The organism is uncultured Paraglaciecola sp. (assembly GCF_913020055.1).
Lineage (GTDB): Bacteria > Pseudomonadota > Gammaproteobacteria > Enterobacterales > Alteromonadaceae > Paraglaciecola.
Map to the genome: position 1 here is coordinate 1 of NZ_CAJWCF010000006.1, position 19261 is coordinate 19261.

The window sequence follows — 19261 nt, forward strand, 5'->3', positions numbered from 1 at the left end:
TGGCGCAAAGTAACTTTGTGAAGCTAATGAGTTTCCAGAGTGACTCGGATTTAACATTTCGCCTGACCAGAAATCTGCAGCAGTGCCAAAACTAGATGCTCCACCAATATCATCACGAATACGGTATTGACCAAATTCGCGGTCTTTTAACTTAGCTCCGAATTTAAGTGATTCAATCGCACCTAGTTCAACATCCAATGTAAGGTCTGCTTGTAAATAGGTTTCTTTATCTTCAGTTTGTTGTTCTTGATCGAAAACAGCTGCTAATGGAAACTCATCACCTGGATTGCTTAACCATGGGTTAGCACCCGTAAAGTCAATTGCGGCACCATGGCTGCTTGGATTAGGATTGGTAAAGTCAATGGCTATACGTGAATCATTAGGACTAGCAAAAAATTCAGTAAAGAAATCATTAATCTGACTCTCACCTTTAGTCGTGCCTAACTGTAAATGAAGTTTAGCGTCATCACTAATTAGATAATCAATTTCTAAATCGAGTACTTGAGTTTGTGCTTTAGAGCCATCTCGGTAAATATTATCATAAGCTAAAAATGGTGCCCAACCTGGTTGTGCAGCATTACCCGTAAAGTTTAGATCGGTAACAAAGCCATTTTCAACGCTACCCGGGCGGGCATTATCAGCACCAACAAATAGGCCTCGAAATGGAATACCAATCAAGTTTGAATTCACGTTGTCAGCTTGCAATTCAGAGAATAAATAATGTAAAGCAACATCTAACTTATCATTTGGACGATATTGAGCGGTTGCATCGATGCCCGTTCTTTTACGATCTTGTTTAAATACCGCAGAACCTACACCCCAAGGTAACGAACCTTTCTCATTTCCTGGGTTACCCACACCGTCAGTTGATGGTGCAGACAGACCGCCTTCAATTCGGGCAATACCAGGGCCAAACCAACCAAAATCACTTTCTTGAGAATGACGTTCTACCGTTCTGTTTTGTAAAGAGGCTGCAACCACAAAACCGAATGTTTCATCATCGTTATTCCAGCTGTATAAACCTGAAGCTGAAGGATCCCATTTTTCTGGGACATCAGAATATTGACCTTCAACTGAACCAGCAATTGTGCCAGATTCCATATCTAAAGGACGACGGGTGTGCACTACTACTGTGCCGCCTAAACCGCCTTCTTCAATGTCCGCTTGAGGTGATTTGTAGACATCAACTTTACCTACCATTTCAGATGCTAGTAGTTCGAAGTTAAAGTTACGGCCGGTTTGATTCAAGATAAACCATTGTGCGGTACCTACTGCTTGGCCATTCAGCAAAGTCACGTTTTGTGAGGGAGAGAAACCACGAATAGTCACGCCTTCGCCTTCACCAAAGTCTCTATTTACAGTAACACCAGGAACACGCGCTAATGTTTCGGCAACGTTTTTATCTGGAAATTTTCCGATATCTTCAGCAGATATAGAATCTACAATGGCATTTGAAAAACGTTTTGCATTTAAGTTTGCTTTGACTGAGCCACGAATACCACTAACTTGGATGACTTCAGTGTCTTCACTGGCGGATTCTTGTGCATAGGCCGAGGTAGCAGTTACGCTGCCAAAAGCTGTGCCCACTAGGCAGGCAACTTTAATAGCCCTGGTGATTTTATTAAACTGTGACATGTTGATATGTACCTCTTGTTATTATTGACAGCGTTGTCATTCATTAAGAAATAATAATGACAGCGCATATGTTGTTCACCTGGACTAGGTGACAACGCTGTCATTTGTGGGTAATCTAAATGAATTAAATAAACTCTGCAACATTTTTTACAAAATAAACACAAACAAACTTGTATGTTTAATCAACAAAATACTCGTATTGTGCTCCGTAGATAAATATCGAGGGTTTTTAAGTATTTGAAATTTATTGGGTTAATGTTGACTTTGAGAGTTAGTACCAGCGTCTACATATAAGGAATGGTACTCGATATAACAATGAAAACAAAAACTACCATTAAAGATGCGGCCGAATTAGCTGGTGTGTCTTTTAAAGCAGTGTCTCGCGTAACCAATAATTAAGGGTCAGTCCGTAAGGAAACGTTACTAAAAGTTAACGAGGCGATCCGTCAACTCAATTAGTAACCATGAAATAGCGGCAGGGCGTTATTTGCAGTGCGTTTACAAGGACTCAATGTGCCGGATGAAATCGCTATTGCTGGTTTTGAAGATAGTCCATTCTCTCGCCAAACTTGGCCAATGATAACCACCGCAGCACAGCCAACTAACCTCATAGCGCTGCCAAGCAGCCGCATCTTTAATTCAACATTTAGTGCACCCCTAAAACCTGTGTGGATAGTATTTCTCATTTACACTCTAGGTCGCAATTAGTGAAGTGTGAATCGACTCTAGCTGAACTTGCAAAATAGGATTGGGGCTTATCTAGAATGGTTTTATTTATGTTGACTGGTATTACTCAGCCTAAATTCACTGGGTGATACTCCAACCACTTTTTTGAAGCTTTTCGAAAAATTAAAAATAGAAGTGTATCCCACATAGCTAGCTATATGTTGAACAGACCAAGAGGTATTAAGTAAGAGACTTTTGGCGCGCTCGACTCGTATATAAATGAGTTTTTGTATGGGGCTTTTGCCATATTGTGATTGACACAAGCGATGCAAATGGGGAGGCGAATAGTGCACCTGGTCACACATCGCCTCTATCGTCCAATCAAACTGAAGACGCTTTTCAATATCCTGAAATAAGTTATGTAGCCGAGTATTTGTCTTATTTTGATTGTTACCAAGCAAGGCCGCATTGAGATAATGACTTATTAAGGGGAAAACACCTTGGCGCATAGTTGCATCCGGTTCGCTATATAAAATCTCCATGGCAAAATGTAGTGGTTCGAGTTTTTGATTATTTATTACTCGAGCTGGTTCTGTAGTTAAATGTTGCCAACGTTTTGTATTAGCGAGGTTTAGCCAAATGATATCCCATTGATCTGCGTCAATACTTACTTCAAAACTCTGCTTAGTTGGCAAAATAGCTAAGGTATTTGTTAGCAAAGGGATTTCTTTGTCTATAGTGGTTAACTTGCCTTGCCCCTTAATGGTATAAAATAGCGTATGTTCAAGAGGCGCAGTGCGTCCTACAGAATATCTTCCTGATAAGTTGGAACACCCAGCTAAGGTGATTTCCAGAGGTTTTATTTCAGCTAACACCTCTGAATCTATGAAACGTTCATAACAGTTTGGGCCAATATCTAGGATGTCTTTGATATGATGAGTCATGATATAAAATGATAGTTTTGGATAAAAATAAGATAGTTTTAAGCATAATCTAAATACAGGGTTTTAGCTATATTAGGTAACATAAGCCAACCCTAATATTTTTATATTACATGCCTACGGGAAATACCATGACGTCATTCGATCACATTATTCAGCGCCGCGATTGGGAAACCCCCTTAACTACCCAAATCAATACACTCAGAGCTCATAGCCCACTTAATGGTTTTAAAAGTATTAGTGATGCCCGTCAAAAACAAAATCCTCAAAGGCAACTACTCAACGGTGATTGGCAGTTTAAGTTATTTGATAAGCCAGAAGAGGTTGACGAGTCATTTCTAGATGAGCAAATTTATAACAATTGGGAGACAATTCCAGTGCCTTCAAATTGGCAACTTCAAGGTTTTGATAAGCCCATTTATTGCAACGTTAAGTATCCATTTGCGGTCAACCCACCTTTTGTGCCAAATGATAATCCAACAGGTTGTTATCGAACTGAATTCAATATCACTCAAGAGCAACTCAGTCAGCGTAACCATATAATTTTTGATGGGGTTAATTCGGCGTTTCATTTGTGGTGCAACGGCCAATGGGTTGGGTATTCACAAGACAGCCGCCTGCCAAGCGAGTTTGATTTACAGCCATTTTTGCTAGCGGGTAAAAACCGAATCGCTGTTATGGTGATTCGTTGGAGTGATGGCAGTTACCTTGAAGACCAAGACATGTGGTGGTTAAGCGGCATATTCCGCGATGTGGTTTTGCTGACTAAACCTCAAGAACACATTCGCGACGTATTTATTACCCCTGACTTAGATGCTTGTTATCGGGATGCTACTTTGGCAGTCAAAACTACTGTTAACGCGCCCGAAAATTACAAAGTTTGTATTCAAGTATTTGATGGTGAGACTGCGGTCAGTGAACCCCAAACTCAAAGCACAAACAATAAAAGAGTAGATGAGAAAGGTGGTTGGCATGATGTGGTATTCCATAGTCTGGAAATTGAAAATCCTAGAAAGTGGACTGCAGAAACGCCCCATTTATATCGCTGTGTGGTAAGCCTGCAAGATGAGCTAGGCAATACTGTTGATGTAGAAGGTTATGATATTGGCTTTAGAAAGGTCGAGATTATCCAAGGTCAATTATGCGTAAATGGCAAGCCGCTATTGATACGCGGCGTTAATCGACACGAACATCATCCAGAAAATGGTCATGCGGTATGCGAATCAGACATGATTACCGATATTAAGCTGATGAAACAAAATAATTTTAATGCCGTGCGCACCGCTCACTATCCAAATCATCCACGTTGGTATGAGTTATGTGATGAATTAGGGCTTTATGTGGTGGATGAAGCCAACATAGAAACACACGGTATGTTTCCTATGGGCCGATTAGCATCTGACCCAAAGTGGGCGGGGGCGTTTATGTCACGTTACACACAAATGGTCGAACGGGATAAAAACCATGCTTCTATCATTATTTGGTCATTAGGCAATGAGTGTGGACATGGTGCAAATCACGATGCTATGTACGGTTGGTCAAAAAGTTTTGATCCGTCACGGCCTGTGCAATACGAAGGAGGTGGGGCTAACACCGCAGCTACCGACATAATTTGCCCTATGTATTCGCGAGTGGATACAGATGTTGAAGACGAGGCGGTGCCTAAATATTCAATTAAAAAATGGCTTAGTTTACCCGGTGAAACTCGACCTCTAATTTTATGTGAATATGCCCATGCAATGGGAAATAGCCTGGGTAGTTTTGACGATTATTGGCAAGCCTTTAAAGAATACCCGCGCCTGCAAGGGGGCTTCATTTGGGATTGGGTTGACCAAGGTTTATCAAAAACAGATGAAAACGGTAGACATTATTGGGCCTATGGCGGTGACTTTGGCGATACAGTGAATGATCGTCAGTTTTGTATTAATGGTCTGCTATTCCCCGACCGTACTGCGCATCCGAGTTTGTTTGAAGCGAAATATAGCCAACAACAGTTGTCTTTTACACTCGCGCCAAACTCTAACCAGAATGAATATTCACTTTCTATTTTTAGCGATAATTTGTTTAGAAGCACAGACAATGAAAAACTGGTTTGGAGACTTTTACAAAATGGTAGCGAAGTTGAAAAAGGTGATTTTCCTCTGAACATTGCGCCGCAAAACGAAGTGAACGTAACTATTAAACCTACTACCCAATTTGAGCAGGGCGCACAATATCACTTAAACGTAGAAGTAGAACTGGCTGTGAATTGTAGCTTTGCAGAAGCTGGTCATGTAATGGCCACAGAGCAGTTTTCATTAGTAAACAAGCAAAGCTTAACTAGTCACAGTTTTGCAAAACCAAGTGCCCAAGCTACCCTTAGCCTAAATGAAAATGACCAAACCTTTATTATTCAAGGAGCTGGCTTAGAACTGGTATTTGATCGTAAAACAGGACTGCTCGAAAATTGGCTGCAAGACAATAAACAAGTCATAGCTAGCCCTCTGGTTGATAATTTTTATCGAGCGCCTCTGGATAATGATATTGGTGTAAGTGAAGTTGATAACCTTGATCCCAATGCATGGGAAGCTCGCTGGATAACCGCTGGATTAGGCAATTGGCAACGCAGGTGCCGCCAGATTGATGCTCTATCTTCAAAGGTTGATGTGCGTATTACTTGTGTTTTCGACTACGAATATAACGGCGAGTTATGCTGTCAAACCGAATGGATTTATACCATCAATAATAGCGGTGCAGTAAAGGTTAATGTTGCTGTACTTTTAAGTGAAAACTTACCCCCTTTGCCTCGAGTGGGGATCAGTTTAGCCATAGCAAAACAAAATGATCTGCATGCTAAATGGTTAGGTTTAGGACCATTTGAAAACTATCCAGACCGAAAATCGTCGGCCCGCTTTGGTGAGTACAGTTTGACTATAAACGAATTGCATACACCTTATATTTTCCCTACAGATAACGGTTTGCGCAGTGATTGTAAATTGCTTGAAATCGGTGAGTTGCGGGTTGCTGGTGAGTTTTTATTTGCAGCAAGCGAATATTCGCAGAGCCAGCTAGCGGCTGCTAAACACCGCCATGAGTTGGTAGCAGATGATGTGGTTCATGTACATATTGACCACCAACATATGGGAGTGGGCGGTGATGACTCTTGGAGTCCGAGTACCCACAAAGAATATTTGTTGGATGACAAACATTATAATTATTCATTGATTTTTAATACAAAAAGCACACTTTAAAACAACGGAATAGGCATTTAATGCCTATTCAACGTGTTTCAAGCACTCTTCGTATTTGCTGATCTACATCGGTTAAGTGGCCCGTTTTAAGCCAGATTTCAGCGCCTAACTCATCAGTGTTTAGGCATACCGAATAACCGATTGGGGCGCGTAACCAACTGTGTTTTATGAGTGAGTCTTGCTGTTCTTTTACACTGCCTTGTAAAACAAAAAGTTCTGCGCCACCTTCTGGGCTTAATTCCAAATTCGTATTGGGTTTCATCTGAATAACAGAAACTTGTTCGTGTTTATCTTTAAATAATGGAACAACTGAAACACCTGTATCGTCAGGTTTAGTTACTGCCGCTAATTCTCTAATATTTAAACGTACGGGTGTTCTGTCTTCAGGTTGGAATTGCCATAACTTTACTAAAATCACACATCCCGCTTCTGAACCTGGGGTATGGCTAGATTGAGGTGGGTTACGCACATATGAGCCTACGGGATAATCGCCGTGTTCGTCTTGAAATACACCTTCAAGTACAACAAACTCTTCTCCGCCGGTATGTACATGGGGTGAAAATTGGCTACCTGGTGCGTAACGCACTACTGTTGTTGCCCGTGCTACTTCTTCTCCTACTCTATCTAATGGCCTTCTAGCCACACCTGCCATTGGCGAGTCTAGCCATGGCATGTTGGCACTGTGTACTATTTCTCTTTTAGTAAAATCAGCAGCAATTTTCATATTTATTCTCGATGAGAGTTAGGAAATACTCATTCTATTTCAAATATAGGAGTCACTACTCTTTGGTGACGCCTAGCGCTATTGTCTTTAATAAAACAAAAAAAGCGCTGAAATCAGCGCTTTTTCAAGTGTTATAGAACCTAGGCTTTTGAGGGAGTTGTATCTATTGCTTGCGCTTTCTTACGCTTAAACACTTTCCCAAAAAGTCCAAAGAATTTTATAAACCCTGATTTAAGATCTTCTAATATCATGTATAAACAAGGAACGAGTACCAATGTCACCAAAGTTGCGTAAAGTACCGCAAACCCTAAAGCCACAGCCATAGGTACGATGATTCTGGCTTGCAAGCTAGTTTCAAACATTATAGGTAATACACCCGCAAAAGTCGTGATAGAGGTCAGAGTAATCGCTCTAAACCTTGCGCAACCCGCTTCAGTTACCGCGGCTATAATCGCATGCCCTTGCTTGCGCCTTTGATTAACAAAGTCGGTCATCACCAGACTGTCGTTTATCACGACCCCTGCAGCCGCGATGAGCCCAAAGAACGACATCATGCTCATGTCTATACCGAAGAAATAATGCCCCCAAATAGCGCCAGTTAAACTAAAAGGAATGACCGACATGATTATCAACGGTTGTCCGTAACTTTTTAACGGTGCGGCCAGCAAGATAAAGACAATTAACATACCGGTAATAAGGAAGGTAAATTGCTGACTTTGTTGAGCTTGTTGTTCTTCAATATTACCGCCCAGCTCTGATTTTACTCCAGGAAAATTAGACTGTAGCTGAGGTAGAAGATTTTCTTCAACTTCTTTGATGACTTCGTTTGGCTCTACTTGTTCTTCATCGATTGAACCATACACATACACACTACGATAACCTTCTTCACGGCGAATATAATTAATGCCAGGTGTTTCGGTTAATGCCACTACATCGCCTAACATCACTTCTTGCCCAGATGGAGTGGTGATTACAGCGTATTTTAGTTCAGCAAAGCGTTCGCGGGTAAGTTTGGGGTAGCGGACCATCACACGTACTTCTTCACCATCTCGAATAACACGTTGTGCTTCACCACCAAAGAAACTTGCGCCTACTTGGCTGGCGATACTAGATAAATTCAGACCTAAGTCATAAGCCACAGGCAATAATTCAATTTGAATTTCTTTACTGGCAGGATCGATAGTCGAACTGATATCAAATAAGCCTTTTTGCTGCTGCAACATAGATATAAATTCCCGTCCGGCAGCATTCAGCATATTAATATCGGCGCCAAACAACATAAAGCCAAATTCGCCGCCATCGTTTCCGCCGCCCATCAAATCGTCTTGAATAGTAATAGATTTGAGGCCAGGAATAATTGGCAACTCTTCGCGCCATCGTCTGGCTAACTCAAAAGCATCAAAATGACGTTTTTCTTCGTCTACCAAGGGAACCACAATTCGTCCGTCGGTACGACCGGTATTAAACACCATAATGTCTTTCATCATGCTGCTACCGTATTCTTCAATAATCTTTTTATCTACCGCTAAAATTGTAGACTCAATGGTTTTAAGCGCATCTATGGTAGACATATCCGACACATTCTCATTCATCGAAATATTGATGCCTGGAAAGTCATGGGGCACTTTGGGAGAGGGGATCATGCGTACCTGATTGCCTTGGATCAAACCAATGCTAATTAACAGCATTGCAATAAAGGCAGTCAATACTAACCAGCGCCACTCAATGCAGCGACTGATGAAGTTTTTGTATGGGCCATTAACAAAACTAAAAAATCCTTTGTTAAAACGTGCACGCCAGCTACTTTCTTTGATTGGAGTGAATTTCATGTGCGCCAGATGAGCAGGCAAGATTAACTTTGATTCAATTAAGCTAAATATTAAACACAAAATCACTACAGCGGAGATATTGACGAAAAATGCGCCCTCTGGGCCGGTTGAAAACAGTGTTGGAGCAAATACCGCAATGGTAGTTAATACGCCAAAAGTCGCAGGTGTTGCTACACGCTTGGCACCGCGGACTACGCTTTCCACTCCGCCACCTTTTTCCTCTATCTCAGAGTAAGCGCTTTCGCCTATGACAATGGCATCGTCCACCACAATTCCCAACACCATAATGAAGGCGAATAAAGATAATATATTAATGGTGATACCAAACACTGGCATCATCATCATTGCCCCCAAGAAACAAACAGGCAAACCAACCATTACCCAAAATGCCAATCTAAATCTTAAGAATATAGTCAGTAGCAAGGCCACTAAAAAAGCCCCTTGAAACAGGTTTTTTAACATCATATCTAGGCGACCGTTCAGGTAAAAGGTCATGTCGACTAAGGTTTTAATTTGCAAACCTGTTGGCAGGGTTTTATTACGTTGTTCTATATAGGCTTTGACAGATTCAGCTACTGGTACGGTGTTTTGATCTTTGGTGGCTTTTACCGATAAAAATATCGCATTTTCACCTGAGTATTTGAAATAACGCTCACCCTCGGTAAAGCCGTCATGTATTTTAGCCACGTCTTCGAGCAATACTTTGGCACCATTTGCCCCAATTTTAATTGGAATACGTCTAAATTCGTCACCTTTGTAGAGTTGATTTTCAACCCGTACTGCAATAATGCCTGAATCTGTGCGTAACTGGCCGGCTGAAATATTAGCCGAATAACTTCTTATAGCTAGAGTCACATCTGCAATGGTTAAGTTATATTTACGTAAGGTTTCAGGGTTGATTTCAATCGCAATTTCATCTTGTGGTGCATCAAGCGACACCAGCGACACGTTATTAAGTTGTAAAAGTTCGTCTTCAATTTGTTTGGCTATGGGTTTTAGATCGCTAAGAGGCAAGTCACCTACAAGTGACATTTCAATCACATCTTGCCTAAACTCGATTTGCGAGATGGTTGGAGGCTCCATATCAGCAGGAAAGGTAGCAATGCTGTCTACCCTCGCTTTGACTTTGTCGAGTACTCCGGTGAGTTCTTTATCTTTATGGATTTCTAAGGTAATCCGGCCATTGCCTCGAAACGCTCGAGAGGTGGCTTTTTTAATCTCGGTGATATCTTTAATCGATTCTTCAATTTTGATTAAGATGCTTTCTTCAATTTCTTGTGGTGATGCACCGCGATATACAGCACTAACATTGATATAGTTAATTTCAATGTTAGGAAACATTTGCCGTTGAATCGTAAAATAACTAAAAAGGCCCATTATGATGATAAACATCATCATTAAGTTAGCCACTACCGAGTTATTCGCAAAAAACGCAATAATACCAGTTTGCTTAGGCTCGGCGATCTGTGATTCAGTCGCTGGACTGTCTGTATTTTCAGTAGACATAATGGTGTCCTTATAGTGATTTATTAACGACTAAATCTTCTTGCGGCTTGGCAACTTTAACCTTCATGCCTTTCTGCGGATATTCAGGCAGAGTAGTCACTAACGTATCTTGGTTTTGCAAACCTTCGCTGATCAAAAAATATGCGCCTTCTTCCCGCAAGATTTCAACTCGTTGAGGTTGCATCTGTTGTTCATCGTCTAACAACCAAATAATTCGATTGTTGACTAATTCTTGGGGTAAACGATACACATTATTAAGAGTTTTTCCGGCGAATCCTACTTCTACATAATGGCCAAATTTAAGCGGAGGTAGAGATGATTTTAAGCTGTAAGGGTCTTCGATTCTGACAATTAGCTGACTCATGCGTGTACTTTGGTCAATAATGCCTAAATCACGGACAACCTTGCCTTCGCGATTAATCGGGTTATAACCTTTGGTACTAATAGTGGCTACTTGTTGGGTAATATCACTGGGTAAAAATTCTCTGTCAAAGCCTGCAATGGGGAAAGATACTTCTGCAGATTCAATGTTATACAGCTCACCTACTTGAGCTCCTTTATTAACGTATTGTCCAACGCCTAAATCACGGCTAACTACCAAAGCATCGTATGGTGCTTTTATCACGCCATTATCTAAATCTCGTTGGGCTATTTTTAATCTAGCTTGAGCTGATTTTACTGATGCTTGGGCGCTTAACATCTGTGGTTTACGTAAATATAAGTCAGATACTTTGCTGCCCTTTGCTTCACGTTCAGCTACTTCTGCTCTGGCCTGTTCTTCAATTAGGTTGGCTTTAGCTAAACTAAGGTCAGCTTCGGCTTGTAAAAAGGCGGCTTCGTAAGTGACTAGCTCAATAGTAAACAAGGTGTCGCCACGTAAAACTAAACCACCGGGCACGAAGTTAGGATGCCAGCTAAGTACTTCGCCTGATATTTGAGCAGAAACCATAGTACTTTCAAGAGGTTTAACCTCACCATAGCTAGTGATTCTAACTTGGTAATCTTCAGCTATGGCTGTTTCAATTTTTACCGTGGGGCGAGTGTCTACCGGTTTTTTCTCTTCGTCTTCTTCACCTGAAGCCTTAATTGCAGTCATGCCGCCGAAACCAATAGCCAGTATCACTACGGGAAATATTCCTTTAAACCATTTGTTCTTCATTTCATTTTGCCCTCACCACAATTTTTCATTGCTATATAGTAACTTAGGACAACAAAGATACATAAGTTCATTTGTAAAAATATGTGACTTTTAAATTCCTATGGTTAATTAAAAGATCTGCAAACTCTAGTGTAAATAAATGCCGAATTAACTATAGTGAACTCCATTCAATTATCAGCAATGAATAAACTTATGAAACGTTGTGCATTTTTATCCATGGACAGTCTTGAAGACTTTTTTTCATATGACCAAATGTTATTTGAACCGTTAAAAACAGTGGGCTGGTTAGCCGAAGAGGTGTCTTGGCGAAAGCCTGATGTTGATTGGAATAATTATGATGCTGTAGTCATCCGCACTACTTGGGATTATCAGGATGATGTAGAAGGATTTATGGCCTGTTTACAACGTATTGAGGCGTCTTCTGCTCAACTGCAAAATAGTTTGAAAATCGTCGAGTGGAATATCAGTAAAAGCTACTTAAAGGATTTGCAAAACCAAGGCATCAACATTGTGCCTACTCTTTGGTTTGATTCTTTTTCGTTAAGTGAAATTCAAGCCGGTTTTGACTATTTTGACTCGCCACAATTAGTCATCAAACCTTTAATAAGCGCTAACGCTGATCATACTTATAGATTGACCCCAGAAAGTCTTGTGCAACAAGCCGATGACCTAAAAGCTATTTTTGCTAGCCGTGAATTTATGCTGCAGCCATTTTTAAATGGGATTGTTGATGAAGGTGAGTATTCACTGTTTTATTTTGCAGGGCATTACAGCCATAGTATTTTAAAGCAACCTGAATCAGGTGATTTTAGAGTGCAGGAAGAGCACGGCGGAAGACTCAGTTCTATTCAGCCCTGCGAAGATATGTTAACTACAGCAAGACACAGCTTAGCGGCATTACCAGAAGACGTACTGTATGCGCGGATAGACTTAGTACGACACAAAAAAGAGTTTGTGGTCATCGAAATAGAGCTAATAGAACCTTCGTTGTATTTCAATATGGACGCCGACTCGCCACAACGATTTGTCGATGCATTTATTGAAATGTTATGAGTATCTATCAATAAAAAACAATCTGTTACGGCAATGAACATGTTATGTTTTTGCTCATTCAAATGAAGTGGTGGGGTATCTGTTGGCGTTAGAATTACAAGATGTTAGTTTGCTAATGGAACAGCAAACCTACCTGAATAATATTTCACTTACATTTGAAGCTGGTTCTTTCAACGTGTTGTTAGGCCGGACATTGGCGGGCAAAACATCGCTACTTCGAGTACTCGCCGGTTTAGACAAACCTAGTAGTGGAAAGGTTGTTTACAACGGGCAAGATGTAACTGGCTTCGCAGTGCAAAAACGGGGCCTGTCTATGGTCTATCAACAGTTTATTAATTACCCCCACTTAACCGTTTGGGAAAACATTGCTTCTCCGTTAAAACTGGCTAAAGTCTCTGCCGATGAAATTACAAAACGGGTCAAACAAACAGCTGAAATGTTGCATATTGGCGAGTATCTGCAACGATTACCTTTAGAGCTGTCGGGAGGTCAACAACAACGTTGCGCCATGGCCAGAGCATTAGTTAAAGACGCTGGCATAGTCTTATTCGACGAACCTCTGGTGAATTTGGACTACAAACTCCGAGAAGAGTTACGCAGCGAATTAAAAGCCTTGTTCAAAACCCGAGAAACCATTGCTATTTATGCTACCACCGAGGCCCATGAAGCCTTAGCCTTAGGTGGCACAACGACTTTACTCCATCAAGGTAACGTTTTACAGACTGGCTCAGCCAAACAACAGTTTGCTAAACCGATAAACTTAGATGCGGCTGATTTATATAATGAACCCCCTTTAAACGTTTTTTCTGCCAGTGTTACCAATGGCGTTATGCAACTTCAACAGCCTATTAGTTTGGCCAGTGCCGATCATCTAGCAGATTTGCCAAACGGTGAGTATCAGTTTGCTATCCGACCGAATCATATTTCTTTGCAATCTAACGATCTGACTTCAATTGTCTTAGCATCGAAGGTGGATTTAGCAGAAATCAGCGCTTCTGAAACCTATTTGCATGTTGAAACCAGTGTGGATTCAGCTCAAAAAGGTTTGAATTGGATTGTGCACATATTGTCTATTATGAGCTTTAGGACGGGCAGTGAACTTGAGATCTTTTTACCTTTGGAAGATCTGTTTGTATTTGATCTAAACGGTAAAGCACTACGTTGGCCTGACACTCATATTGAGCGAGAATTGTAATGGCCACTATTACCCTAAAAGGTCTAGCGCATAGTTACCTAACTAATCCTACAAAATCGCAGGACTATGCAATTCAAGCGTTAGACCATGTGTGGAAACAAGGTGGTGCTTATGCATTGTTAGGACCTTCTGGATGCGGAAAGTCTACTCTGTTGAATATTATTTCGGGTTTAATTAATCCGTCTGAGGGAGAGGTGTTATTTGATGAGCAAGTAGTGAACTCTTTCAGCCCAGAGCAGCGCAATATCGCGCAGGTATTCCAATTTCCTGTGGTATACGATGCTATGACAGTGGCAGAGAATTTGGCCTTCCCTCTTAAAAATATCAAGCTGCCCAAAGCACAAATAAAAGACAAAGTAGCCGAAATAGCAGACCTACTTGAGTTAACCGATTCTCTCAATAAAAAAGCCAAAAACCTAAGTGCAGATCAGAAACAAAAAGTATCCATGGCCCGTGGCTTAGTGCGCGAAGATGTATCAGCCATCTTGTTTGACGAACCCCTCACAGTGATTGACCCCAACCTTAAGTGGAAACTCAGGCGCAAGCTTAAACAAATCCACGAGCAGTTGAATATCACTATGTTGTACGTGACCCACGATCAGCTTGAAGCGGCCACTTTTGCGGATGAAATAGCCTTAATGTATCAAGGTAAAATTGTGCAGTTTGGTACACCTCAAGAGTTATTTGAACGACCTAATCACACCTTTGTGGGATATTTTATTGGTAGTCCAGGCATGAACTTTATTCCGATTACAAAAAGCCAAGCAGGTGTGTATTACAAAGATATGCAACTTAACATTAGCCAACAACAGCAAGTCGCTTTGCAGAACACTAGTTCACAAAATCTAAAGTTGGGTATCCGTCCAGAGTTTGTTGAATTAAGTGCAAGACCAGAGAGTAATAGTTTTGCTGTGAGTGTTTTATCAGTGCAGCATTTAGGCAGCTATCAACTGGTGGTTATCGACTTTAATGGCTTAGAAATGCAGGTTCGCGTGGCTGAAAAAATGCAGTTTAGTGGTGCACAAGTGCACTTGGTTTTCCCGAGTAAATGGTTAAAGTTGTATGTGGATGAATATTTAGTGGGTGAGCCGGCAATGGATGACGGGGGCCAAAGTATGGAAAAGAACCATGAATAAGATACCCAACAACAAAGCATGGTGGTTAGTGTTGCCAATGTTTTTGCTGGTGGCATTTTCAGCCATTATTCCGTTGATGACAGTGGTGAACTATTCACTACAAGATATTTTTGACCAAAATACTGCCTATTTTGTTGGAGTGGAGTGGTATCAAGAAGTATTAAGAGATACGCGCTTGCACGATTCTTTACTGCGTCAGTTTGGCTTTTCACTTTCGGTTCTATTAATAGAAATACCCTTAGGGATCGCAGTGGCATTAATGATGCCCACCCGCGGTTGGCAGGCGTCAGCGGTACTTATCTTATTGGCCTTGCCGTTACTTATTCCTTGGAATGTAGTGGGTACCATTTGGCAAGTATTTGCCAGAGGCGATATTGGATTATTTGGTTGGACATTGAACAATCTTGGCGTCGACTATAACTACACCTCCAATTCGCTTGATGCATGGTTGACTGTATTACTGATGGATGTGTGGCATTGGACCTCGTTGGTTGCCTTATTATGTTATTCCGGCTTGCGGGCTATTCCTGATGCCTATTATCAAGCGGCTAAAATAGATCGTGCCTCACCTTGGGCAGTATTTCGGTATATCCAGTTACCACGCTTAAAGAATGTGTTGGTGATAGGCGTGTTGCTGCGCTTTATGGACAGTTTTATGATTTACACCGAACCCTTTGTGTTAACTGGCGGCGGCCCAGGCACCTCTACCACCTTCTTGAGCCAAACCCTGACCCAAATGGCCATTGGGCAGTTTGACATTGGCCCAGCTGCAGCATTTTCTCTGGTGTATTTCTTAATTGTGTTGCTGGTGTCTTGGGTGTTTTTTACCACAATTACACATATGGAAAAGTCTGATAATGGCAACAAACATGATAAGTAAACGCAACTTGGGCATGTTCATGTATCTCATATTTGTGTTGTTACCTATCTATTGGTTGCTAAATATGTCGTTTAAAACCAATGATGAAATCTTAGGGCAGTTAACATTATGGCCAACAGACTTTACGCTTAATAATTACATCACCATCTTTACTGATGCGAGTTGGTATATGGGATATGTGAATTCTATGACCTATGTTGCCATGAATTTGGTGATCACCTTGCTGGTTTCGCTACCCGCAGCGTATGCTTTTAGTCGTTATAAATTTGTGGGTGATAAACATTTGTTTTTTTGGTTGTTGAGTAACCGTATGGCACCGCCAGCGGTGTTTTTGTTACCGTTTTTTCAGTTGTATTCTTCAGTTGGGCTATTCGATACACATCTGGCCGTAGCGTTAGCTCACTGTTTGTTCACAGTTCCATTGGCAGTGTGGATTTTAGAAGGTTTTATGTCTGGGGTACCAAAAGAAATAGACGAGACTGCTTATATTGACGGTTATAGTTTTGGCCACTTTTTTATCAAAATTTTCATCCCGATGATAAGCTCTGGGATCGGTGTCACCGCCTTTTTTACTTTTATGTTTTCTTGGGTTGAACTACTGTTGGCGCGCACGTTAACCTCTGTTGATGCAAAACCGATTTCCGCCATAATGACGCGCACCGTGGGGGCGACCGGAATAGATTGGGGGGTATTGGCGGCCGCGGGTGTGTTAACTATTATTCCAGGTATATTAGTTGTTTGGTTTGTGCGTAACCATGTTGCTAAAGGTTTTGCCTTGGGGCGGGTATGACCACTGATCTAAGCTGGAGTGAAAAAACATGTTGAATTGGATGGCGTGGACCATGCCAAGTGGTTTGTTCTTTATTGGCATTGCGAGCATTTTGTTGGTGATGACTATTTTCGAAATTCGTAAGCCGTGTGTTGAGCGTAAAGGTTGGTTACCCATTCCTACTACGCGCGGGGATAGGCTTTTTATTGGCTTATTAAGCAGTGCATTTATACATTTATCGTTTTTGGGATTATCAGATTTGTCGTTGTGGATAGCTTTAGCTATGTCGGCGTTACTGATGTTAATACTGCTGCGTTGGGGGTGATCTTCATCGTTGTTGTCTATTCAAGCTAATTATTACCAGTCACTTGGTAAAGCGTCAAAAAATCTAGAGGGTTGTATGCAAAAAAAATTACAGTGGACCAGTTTGATGTTGATATTGGGTTTATCCGCTCAATCGGTAAAAGCCGATGAGGAGGCCGCTAATCGTTGGTTAAAAACTGAATTTACCGACTCGACATTGAGCCAAGAGCAACAGTTAGAGGAAATGCGTTGGTTTATTCAAGCGGCGAAACCCTTCGCTGGTATGAGCATTAATGTTGCCTCAGAAACGATTGCGACTCATGAATATGAGTCGAAAGTCTTAGCCAAAGCATTCAGTGAAATCACTGGTATCAAGATCACCCATGATTTGATCCAAGAAGGTGATGTGGTCGAAAAGCTACAAACCCAAATGCAATCGGGTCGTAATATTTATGATGCTTATGTGAATGACTCTGACTTGATAGGTACACATTTTCGTTACGGTAAAGTAGTGCCTATATCCGATATGATTGCCGGTGATGGCAAAGATTTAACCTTGCCTACCTTGGACTTAGAAGACTTTATCGGCTTGAGTTTTACCACAGGCCCTGACGGCAAAGTGTATCAGTTGCCTAGTCAGCAGTTTGCTAACTTATATTGGTTCAGAGCCGATTGGTTTGAGCGCGCAGACTTAAAAAGTAAATTCAAAGAGTTATACGGTTATGACTTAGGTGTGCCAGTCAATTGGTCAGCCTATGAAGATATTGCCGAGTTTTTTAGTGAAAAAGTCAAAGTGCTTGATGGTAAACCTGTATACGGTCATATGGATTACGGTAAGAAAGACCCGTCCCTAGGATGGCGATTCACCGATGCTTGGTTTTCTATGGCAGGTGCAGGCGATGTAGGTATTCCAAACGGATTACCAGTAGATGAATGGGGTATTCGTGTAGAAGGCTGCCAGCCAGTAGGTTCTAGTGTCTCCAGAGGCGGTGCAACCAATGGCCCTGCTGCTGTTTATGCCACGCAAAAATATGTTGATTGGTTACGCCAATACGCACCACCAGAAGCCCAAGGCATGACCTTTTCTGAATCTGGCCCAGTACCGGCACAAGGTGCAATCGCCCAGCAAATATTTTGGTACACCGCTTTTACCGCTAGTATGAATGTACCTGGGTTACCCGTGGTGAACGAAGACGGCACACCAAAATGGCGTATGGCGCCTTCACCTAAAGGCCCATATTGGCAAGAAGGCATGAAACTAGGCTACCAAGACACGGGCGCTTGGACTTTCTTAAATTCTACTCCTGACAAACGTCGTTTGGCCGCTTGGTTGTACGCTCAGTTTACTGTGTCTAAAACTGTATCGCTGAAAAAAACCTTAGTGGGTTTAACGCCTTTCCGTGAATCAGATATTAACTCACAACAAATGACCGATGTGGCACCTATGCTTGGTGGATTAGTGGAGTTTTACCGCAGCCCAGCCCGTAAACAGTGGACACCTACAGGTACTAATGTGCCCGATTACCCGAAACTGGCACAACTTTGGTGGAAGTACATTTCTGAAGTCGCTAGCGGTGAAAGCTCTGCGCAAAAAGCTTTAGACGGCCTAGCGGCTGCACAAGACAAGGTAATGCGACGTATAGAGCGGGCTAAAGTGCAAGGCGAATGTGGACCAAAATTGAACAAACCAAGAGATCCCGAATATTGGCTAGCTCAACCCGGTTCACCCAAAGCCAAACTGGCCAATGAAAAACCCCAAGGCCAGACAGTAGCTTATGAGCAACTTTTGAAAAGTTGGCAGGGAGAGTAAGAGTGTTATTTATTTGAAAGGTTGTTTAAAAGTAGGTTCAAATATAAAGAAGGACTAATAAATTCCTTCTTTATTGAGTTGAAATTTCTAATTCATTTTCGGCTCAAAGGTGCTGCCCGAGAGGAATACCTATTTTTACCCTCTTCAATCAACACTTCTGAAATGCGTATTTTGAGGTGGTATACTTATAAATATGTTATTCCCCAATTATCTGGAAAATTTAGCCAGAAATATTGAGTGTATTACATGGAAACTTATTCTAATTTCTTATAGAAACCAACGGCAATAATATAGATACTGACTTTGATAAGCGAATTACAGACGCTGGGATAATTAGTTTTTCAACCACGAATTCCTGCATACTTCCGATAAAGATATACTCGCACTATGACGAGTTAGCGTTATTAGGGGGATATGCCCCTTTT

15 protein-coding genes are annotated in these 19261 nt (G+C 41.5%); 10 read left to right on the top strand and 5 right to left on the bottom strand.

Translation table 11 applies throughout. The annotated features are described in order from the left end of the window. Positions 1 to 1635, bottom strand: a 1635-nt coding sequence (locus QZ488_RS02330) for a TonB-dependent receptor (RefSeq protein WP_293746027.1), incomplete at its 3' end; no start/stop codon positions are given. Between the two features lie 315 nt (positions 1636 to 1950). On the opposite strand from QZ488_RS02330, the gene QZ488_RS02335 reads away from it, so the two are divergent. Continuing rightward, a complete protein-coding gene (locus QZ488_RS02335; protein ID WP_293746094.1) occupies positions 1951 to 2034 on the top strand; it encodes a LacI family DNA-binding transcriptional regulator in 84 nt (27 codons plus the stop codon). A 114-nt stretch (positions 2035 to 2148) separates the two neighbouring features. Next, entirely contained in the window at positions 2149 to 2343 is a 195-nt protein-coding gene (locus QZ488_RS21455) for a hypothetical protein (protein WP_366508966.1), read from the top strand. Positions 2344 to 2405: 62 nt separating this feature from the next. Here the strand turns inward: QZ488_RS21455 and QZ488_RS02345 are convergent, their stop codons facing one another. Further along, complete coding sequence (locus QZ488_RS02345; RefSeq protein ID WP_293746028.1) at positions 2406 to 3245, bottom strand: AraC family transcriptional regulator; 840 nt, start codon at positions 3243 to 3245, stop codon at positions 2406 to 2408. 128 nt (positions 3246 to 3373) lie between these two features. Between QZ488_RS02345 and QZ488_RS02350 the strand changes: the two genes are divergently transcribed. Beyond that, positions 3374 to 6472 (top strand): beta-galactosidase, encoded by a 3099-nt coding sequence (locus QZ488_RS02350; RefSeq protein WP_293746029.1) that lies wholly within the window; start codon positions 3374 to 3376, stop codon positions 6470 to 6472. A gap of 28 nt (positions 6473 to 6500) precedes the next feature. Here the strand turns inward: QZ488_RS02350 and QZ488_RS02355 are convergent, their stop codons facing one another. From QZ488_RS02355 to QZ488_RS02365, 3 genes are all read right to left on the bottom strand, one after another. Then, a complete protein-coding gene (locus QZ488_RS02355; RefSeq protein ID WP_293746030.1) occupies positions 6501 to 7196 on the bottom strand; it encodes a cupin domain-containing protein in 696 nt (231 codons plus the stop codon). 140 nt (positions 7197 to 7336) lie between these two features. After that, the gene (locus tag QZ488_RS02360) at positions 7337 to 10531 is read right to left on the bottom strand and encodes an efflux RND transporter permease subunit (RefSeq protein WP_293746031.1); all 3195 of its coding nucleotides are present in this window, start codon (positions 10529 to 10531) and stop codon (positions 7337 to 7339) included. Between the two features lie 10 nt (positions 10532 to 10541). Continuing rightward, positions 10542 to 11690, bottom strand: a complete 1149-nt coding sequence (locus tag QZ488_RS02365; RefSeq protein WP_293746032.1) for an efflux RND transporter periplasmic adaptor subunit — start codon at positions 11688 to 11690, stop codon at positions 10542 to 10544. A 192-nt stretch (positions 11691 to 11882) separates the two neighbouring features. Here QZ488_RS02365 and QZ488_RS02370 point away from each other — a divergent pair, with 192 nt between their 5' ends. The 7 genes from QZ488_RS02370 (at position 11883) to QZ488_RS02400 (ending at position 18836) form a co-directional block, all read left to right on the top strand. Then, positions 11883 to 12743, top strand: coding sequence for a hypothetical protein (locus QZ488_RS02370; RefSeq protein ID WP_293746095.1), 861 nt, complete (start codon positions 11883 to 11885; stop codon positions 12741 to 12743). Positions 12744 to 12825: 82 nt separating this feature from the next. Further along, positions 12826 to 13938 (top strand): ABC transporter ATP-binding protein, encoded by a 1113-nt coding sequence (locus QZ488_RS02375; RefSeq protein ID WP_293746033.1) that lies wholly within the window; start codon positions 12826 to 12828, stop codon positions 13936 to 13938. Then, complete coding sequence (locus tag QZ488_RS02380) at positions 13938 to 15074, top strand: ABC transporter ATP-binding protein (RefSeq protein WP_293746034.1); 1137 nt, start codon at positions 13938 to 13940, stop codon at positions 15072 to 15074. The genes QZ488_RS02375 and QZ488_RS02380 overlap by 1 nt, the downstream gene beginning before the upstream one ends. Continuing rightward, entirely contained in the window at positions 15067 to 15954 is an 888-nt protein-coding gene (locus tag QZ488_RS02385; RefSeq protein ID WP_293746035.1) for a sugar ABC transporter permease, read from the top strand. Before QZ488_RS02380 ends, QZ488_RS02385 begins: the two co-directional genes overlap by 8 nt. Continuing rightward, positions 15947 to 16744: a carbohydrate ABC transporter permease gene (locus QZ488_RS02390; protein WP_366508967.1), complete on the top strand. Its 798-nt coding sequence runs from the start codon at positions 15947 to 15949 to the stop codon at positions 16742 to 16744. The genes QZ488_RS02385 and QZ488_RS02390 overlap by 8 nt, the downstream gene beginning before the upstream one ends. Before the next feature lie 28 nt (positions 16745 to 16772). Further along, positions 16773 to 17048, top strand: a complete 276-nt coding sequence (locus QZ488_RS02395; protein WP_293746037.1) for a DUF2160 domain-containing protein — start codon at positions 16773 to 16775, stop codon at positions 17046 to 17048. A gap of 75 nt (positions 17049 to 17123) precedes the next feature. After that, the gene (locus tag QZ488_RS02400) at positions 17124 to 18836 is read left to right on the top strand and encodes an ABC transporter substrate-binding protein (RefSeq protein WP_293746038.1); all 1713 of its coding nucleotides are present in this window, start codon (positions 17124 to 17126) and stop codon (positions 18834 to 18836) included. Positions 18837 to 19261 lie beyond the last annotated feature (425 nt).

Excerpts from the sequence above, each read along its gene's own strand:
- QZ488_RS02360 (WP_293746031.1), bottom strand. The coding sequence starts at position 10,531 with ATGTCTACTGAAAATACAGACAGTCCAGCGACTGAATCACAGATCGCC.
- QZ488_RS02380 (WP_293746034.1), top strand. The coding sequence starts at position 13,938 with ATGGCCACTATTACCCTAAAAGGTCTAGCGCATAGTTACCTAACTAAT.
- QZ488_RS02370 (WP_293746095.1), top strand. The coding sequence starts at position 11,883 with ATGAAACGTTGTGCATTTTTATCCATGGACAGTCTTGAAGACTTTTTT.
- QZ488_RS02395 (WP_293746037.1), top strand. The coding sequence starts at position 16,773 with ATGTTGAATTGGATGGCGTGGACCATGCCAAGTGGTTTGTTCTTTATT.
- QZ488_RS02400 (WP_293746038.1), top strand. The coding sequence starts at position 17,124 with ATGCAAAAAAAATTACAGTGGACCAGTTTGATGTTGATATTGGGTTTA.
- QZ488_RS02365 (WP_293746032.1), bottom strand. The coding sequence starts at position 11,690 with ATGAAGAACAAATGGTTTAAAGGAATATTTCCCGTAGTGATACTGGCT.
- QZ488_RS02350 (WP_293746029.1), top strand. The coding sequence starts at position 3,374 with ATGACGTCATTCGATCACATTATTCAGCGCCGCGATTGGGAAACCCCC.
- QZ488_RS02385 (WP_293746035.1), top strand. The coding sequence starts at position 15,067 with ATGAATAAGATACCCAACAACAAAGCATGGTGGTTAGTGTTGCCAATG.
- QZ488_RS02345 (WP_293746028.1), bottom strand. The coding sequence starts at position 3,245 with ATGACTCATCATATCAAAGACATCCTAGATATTGGCCCAAACTGTTAT.
- QZ488_RS02335 (WP_293746094.1), top strand. The coding sequence starts at position 1,951 with ATGAAAACAAAAACTACCATTAAAGATGCGGCCGAATTAGCTGGTGTG.
- QZ488_RS02355 (WP_293746030.1), bottom strand. The coding sequence starts at position 7,196 with ATGAAAATTGCTGCTGATTTTACTAAAAGAGAAATAGTACACAGTGCC.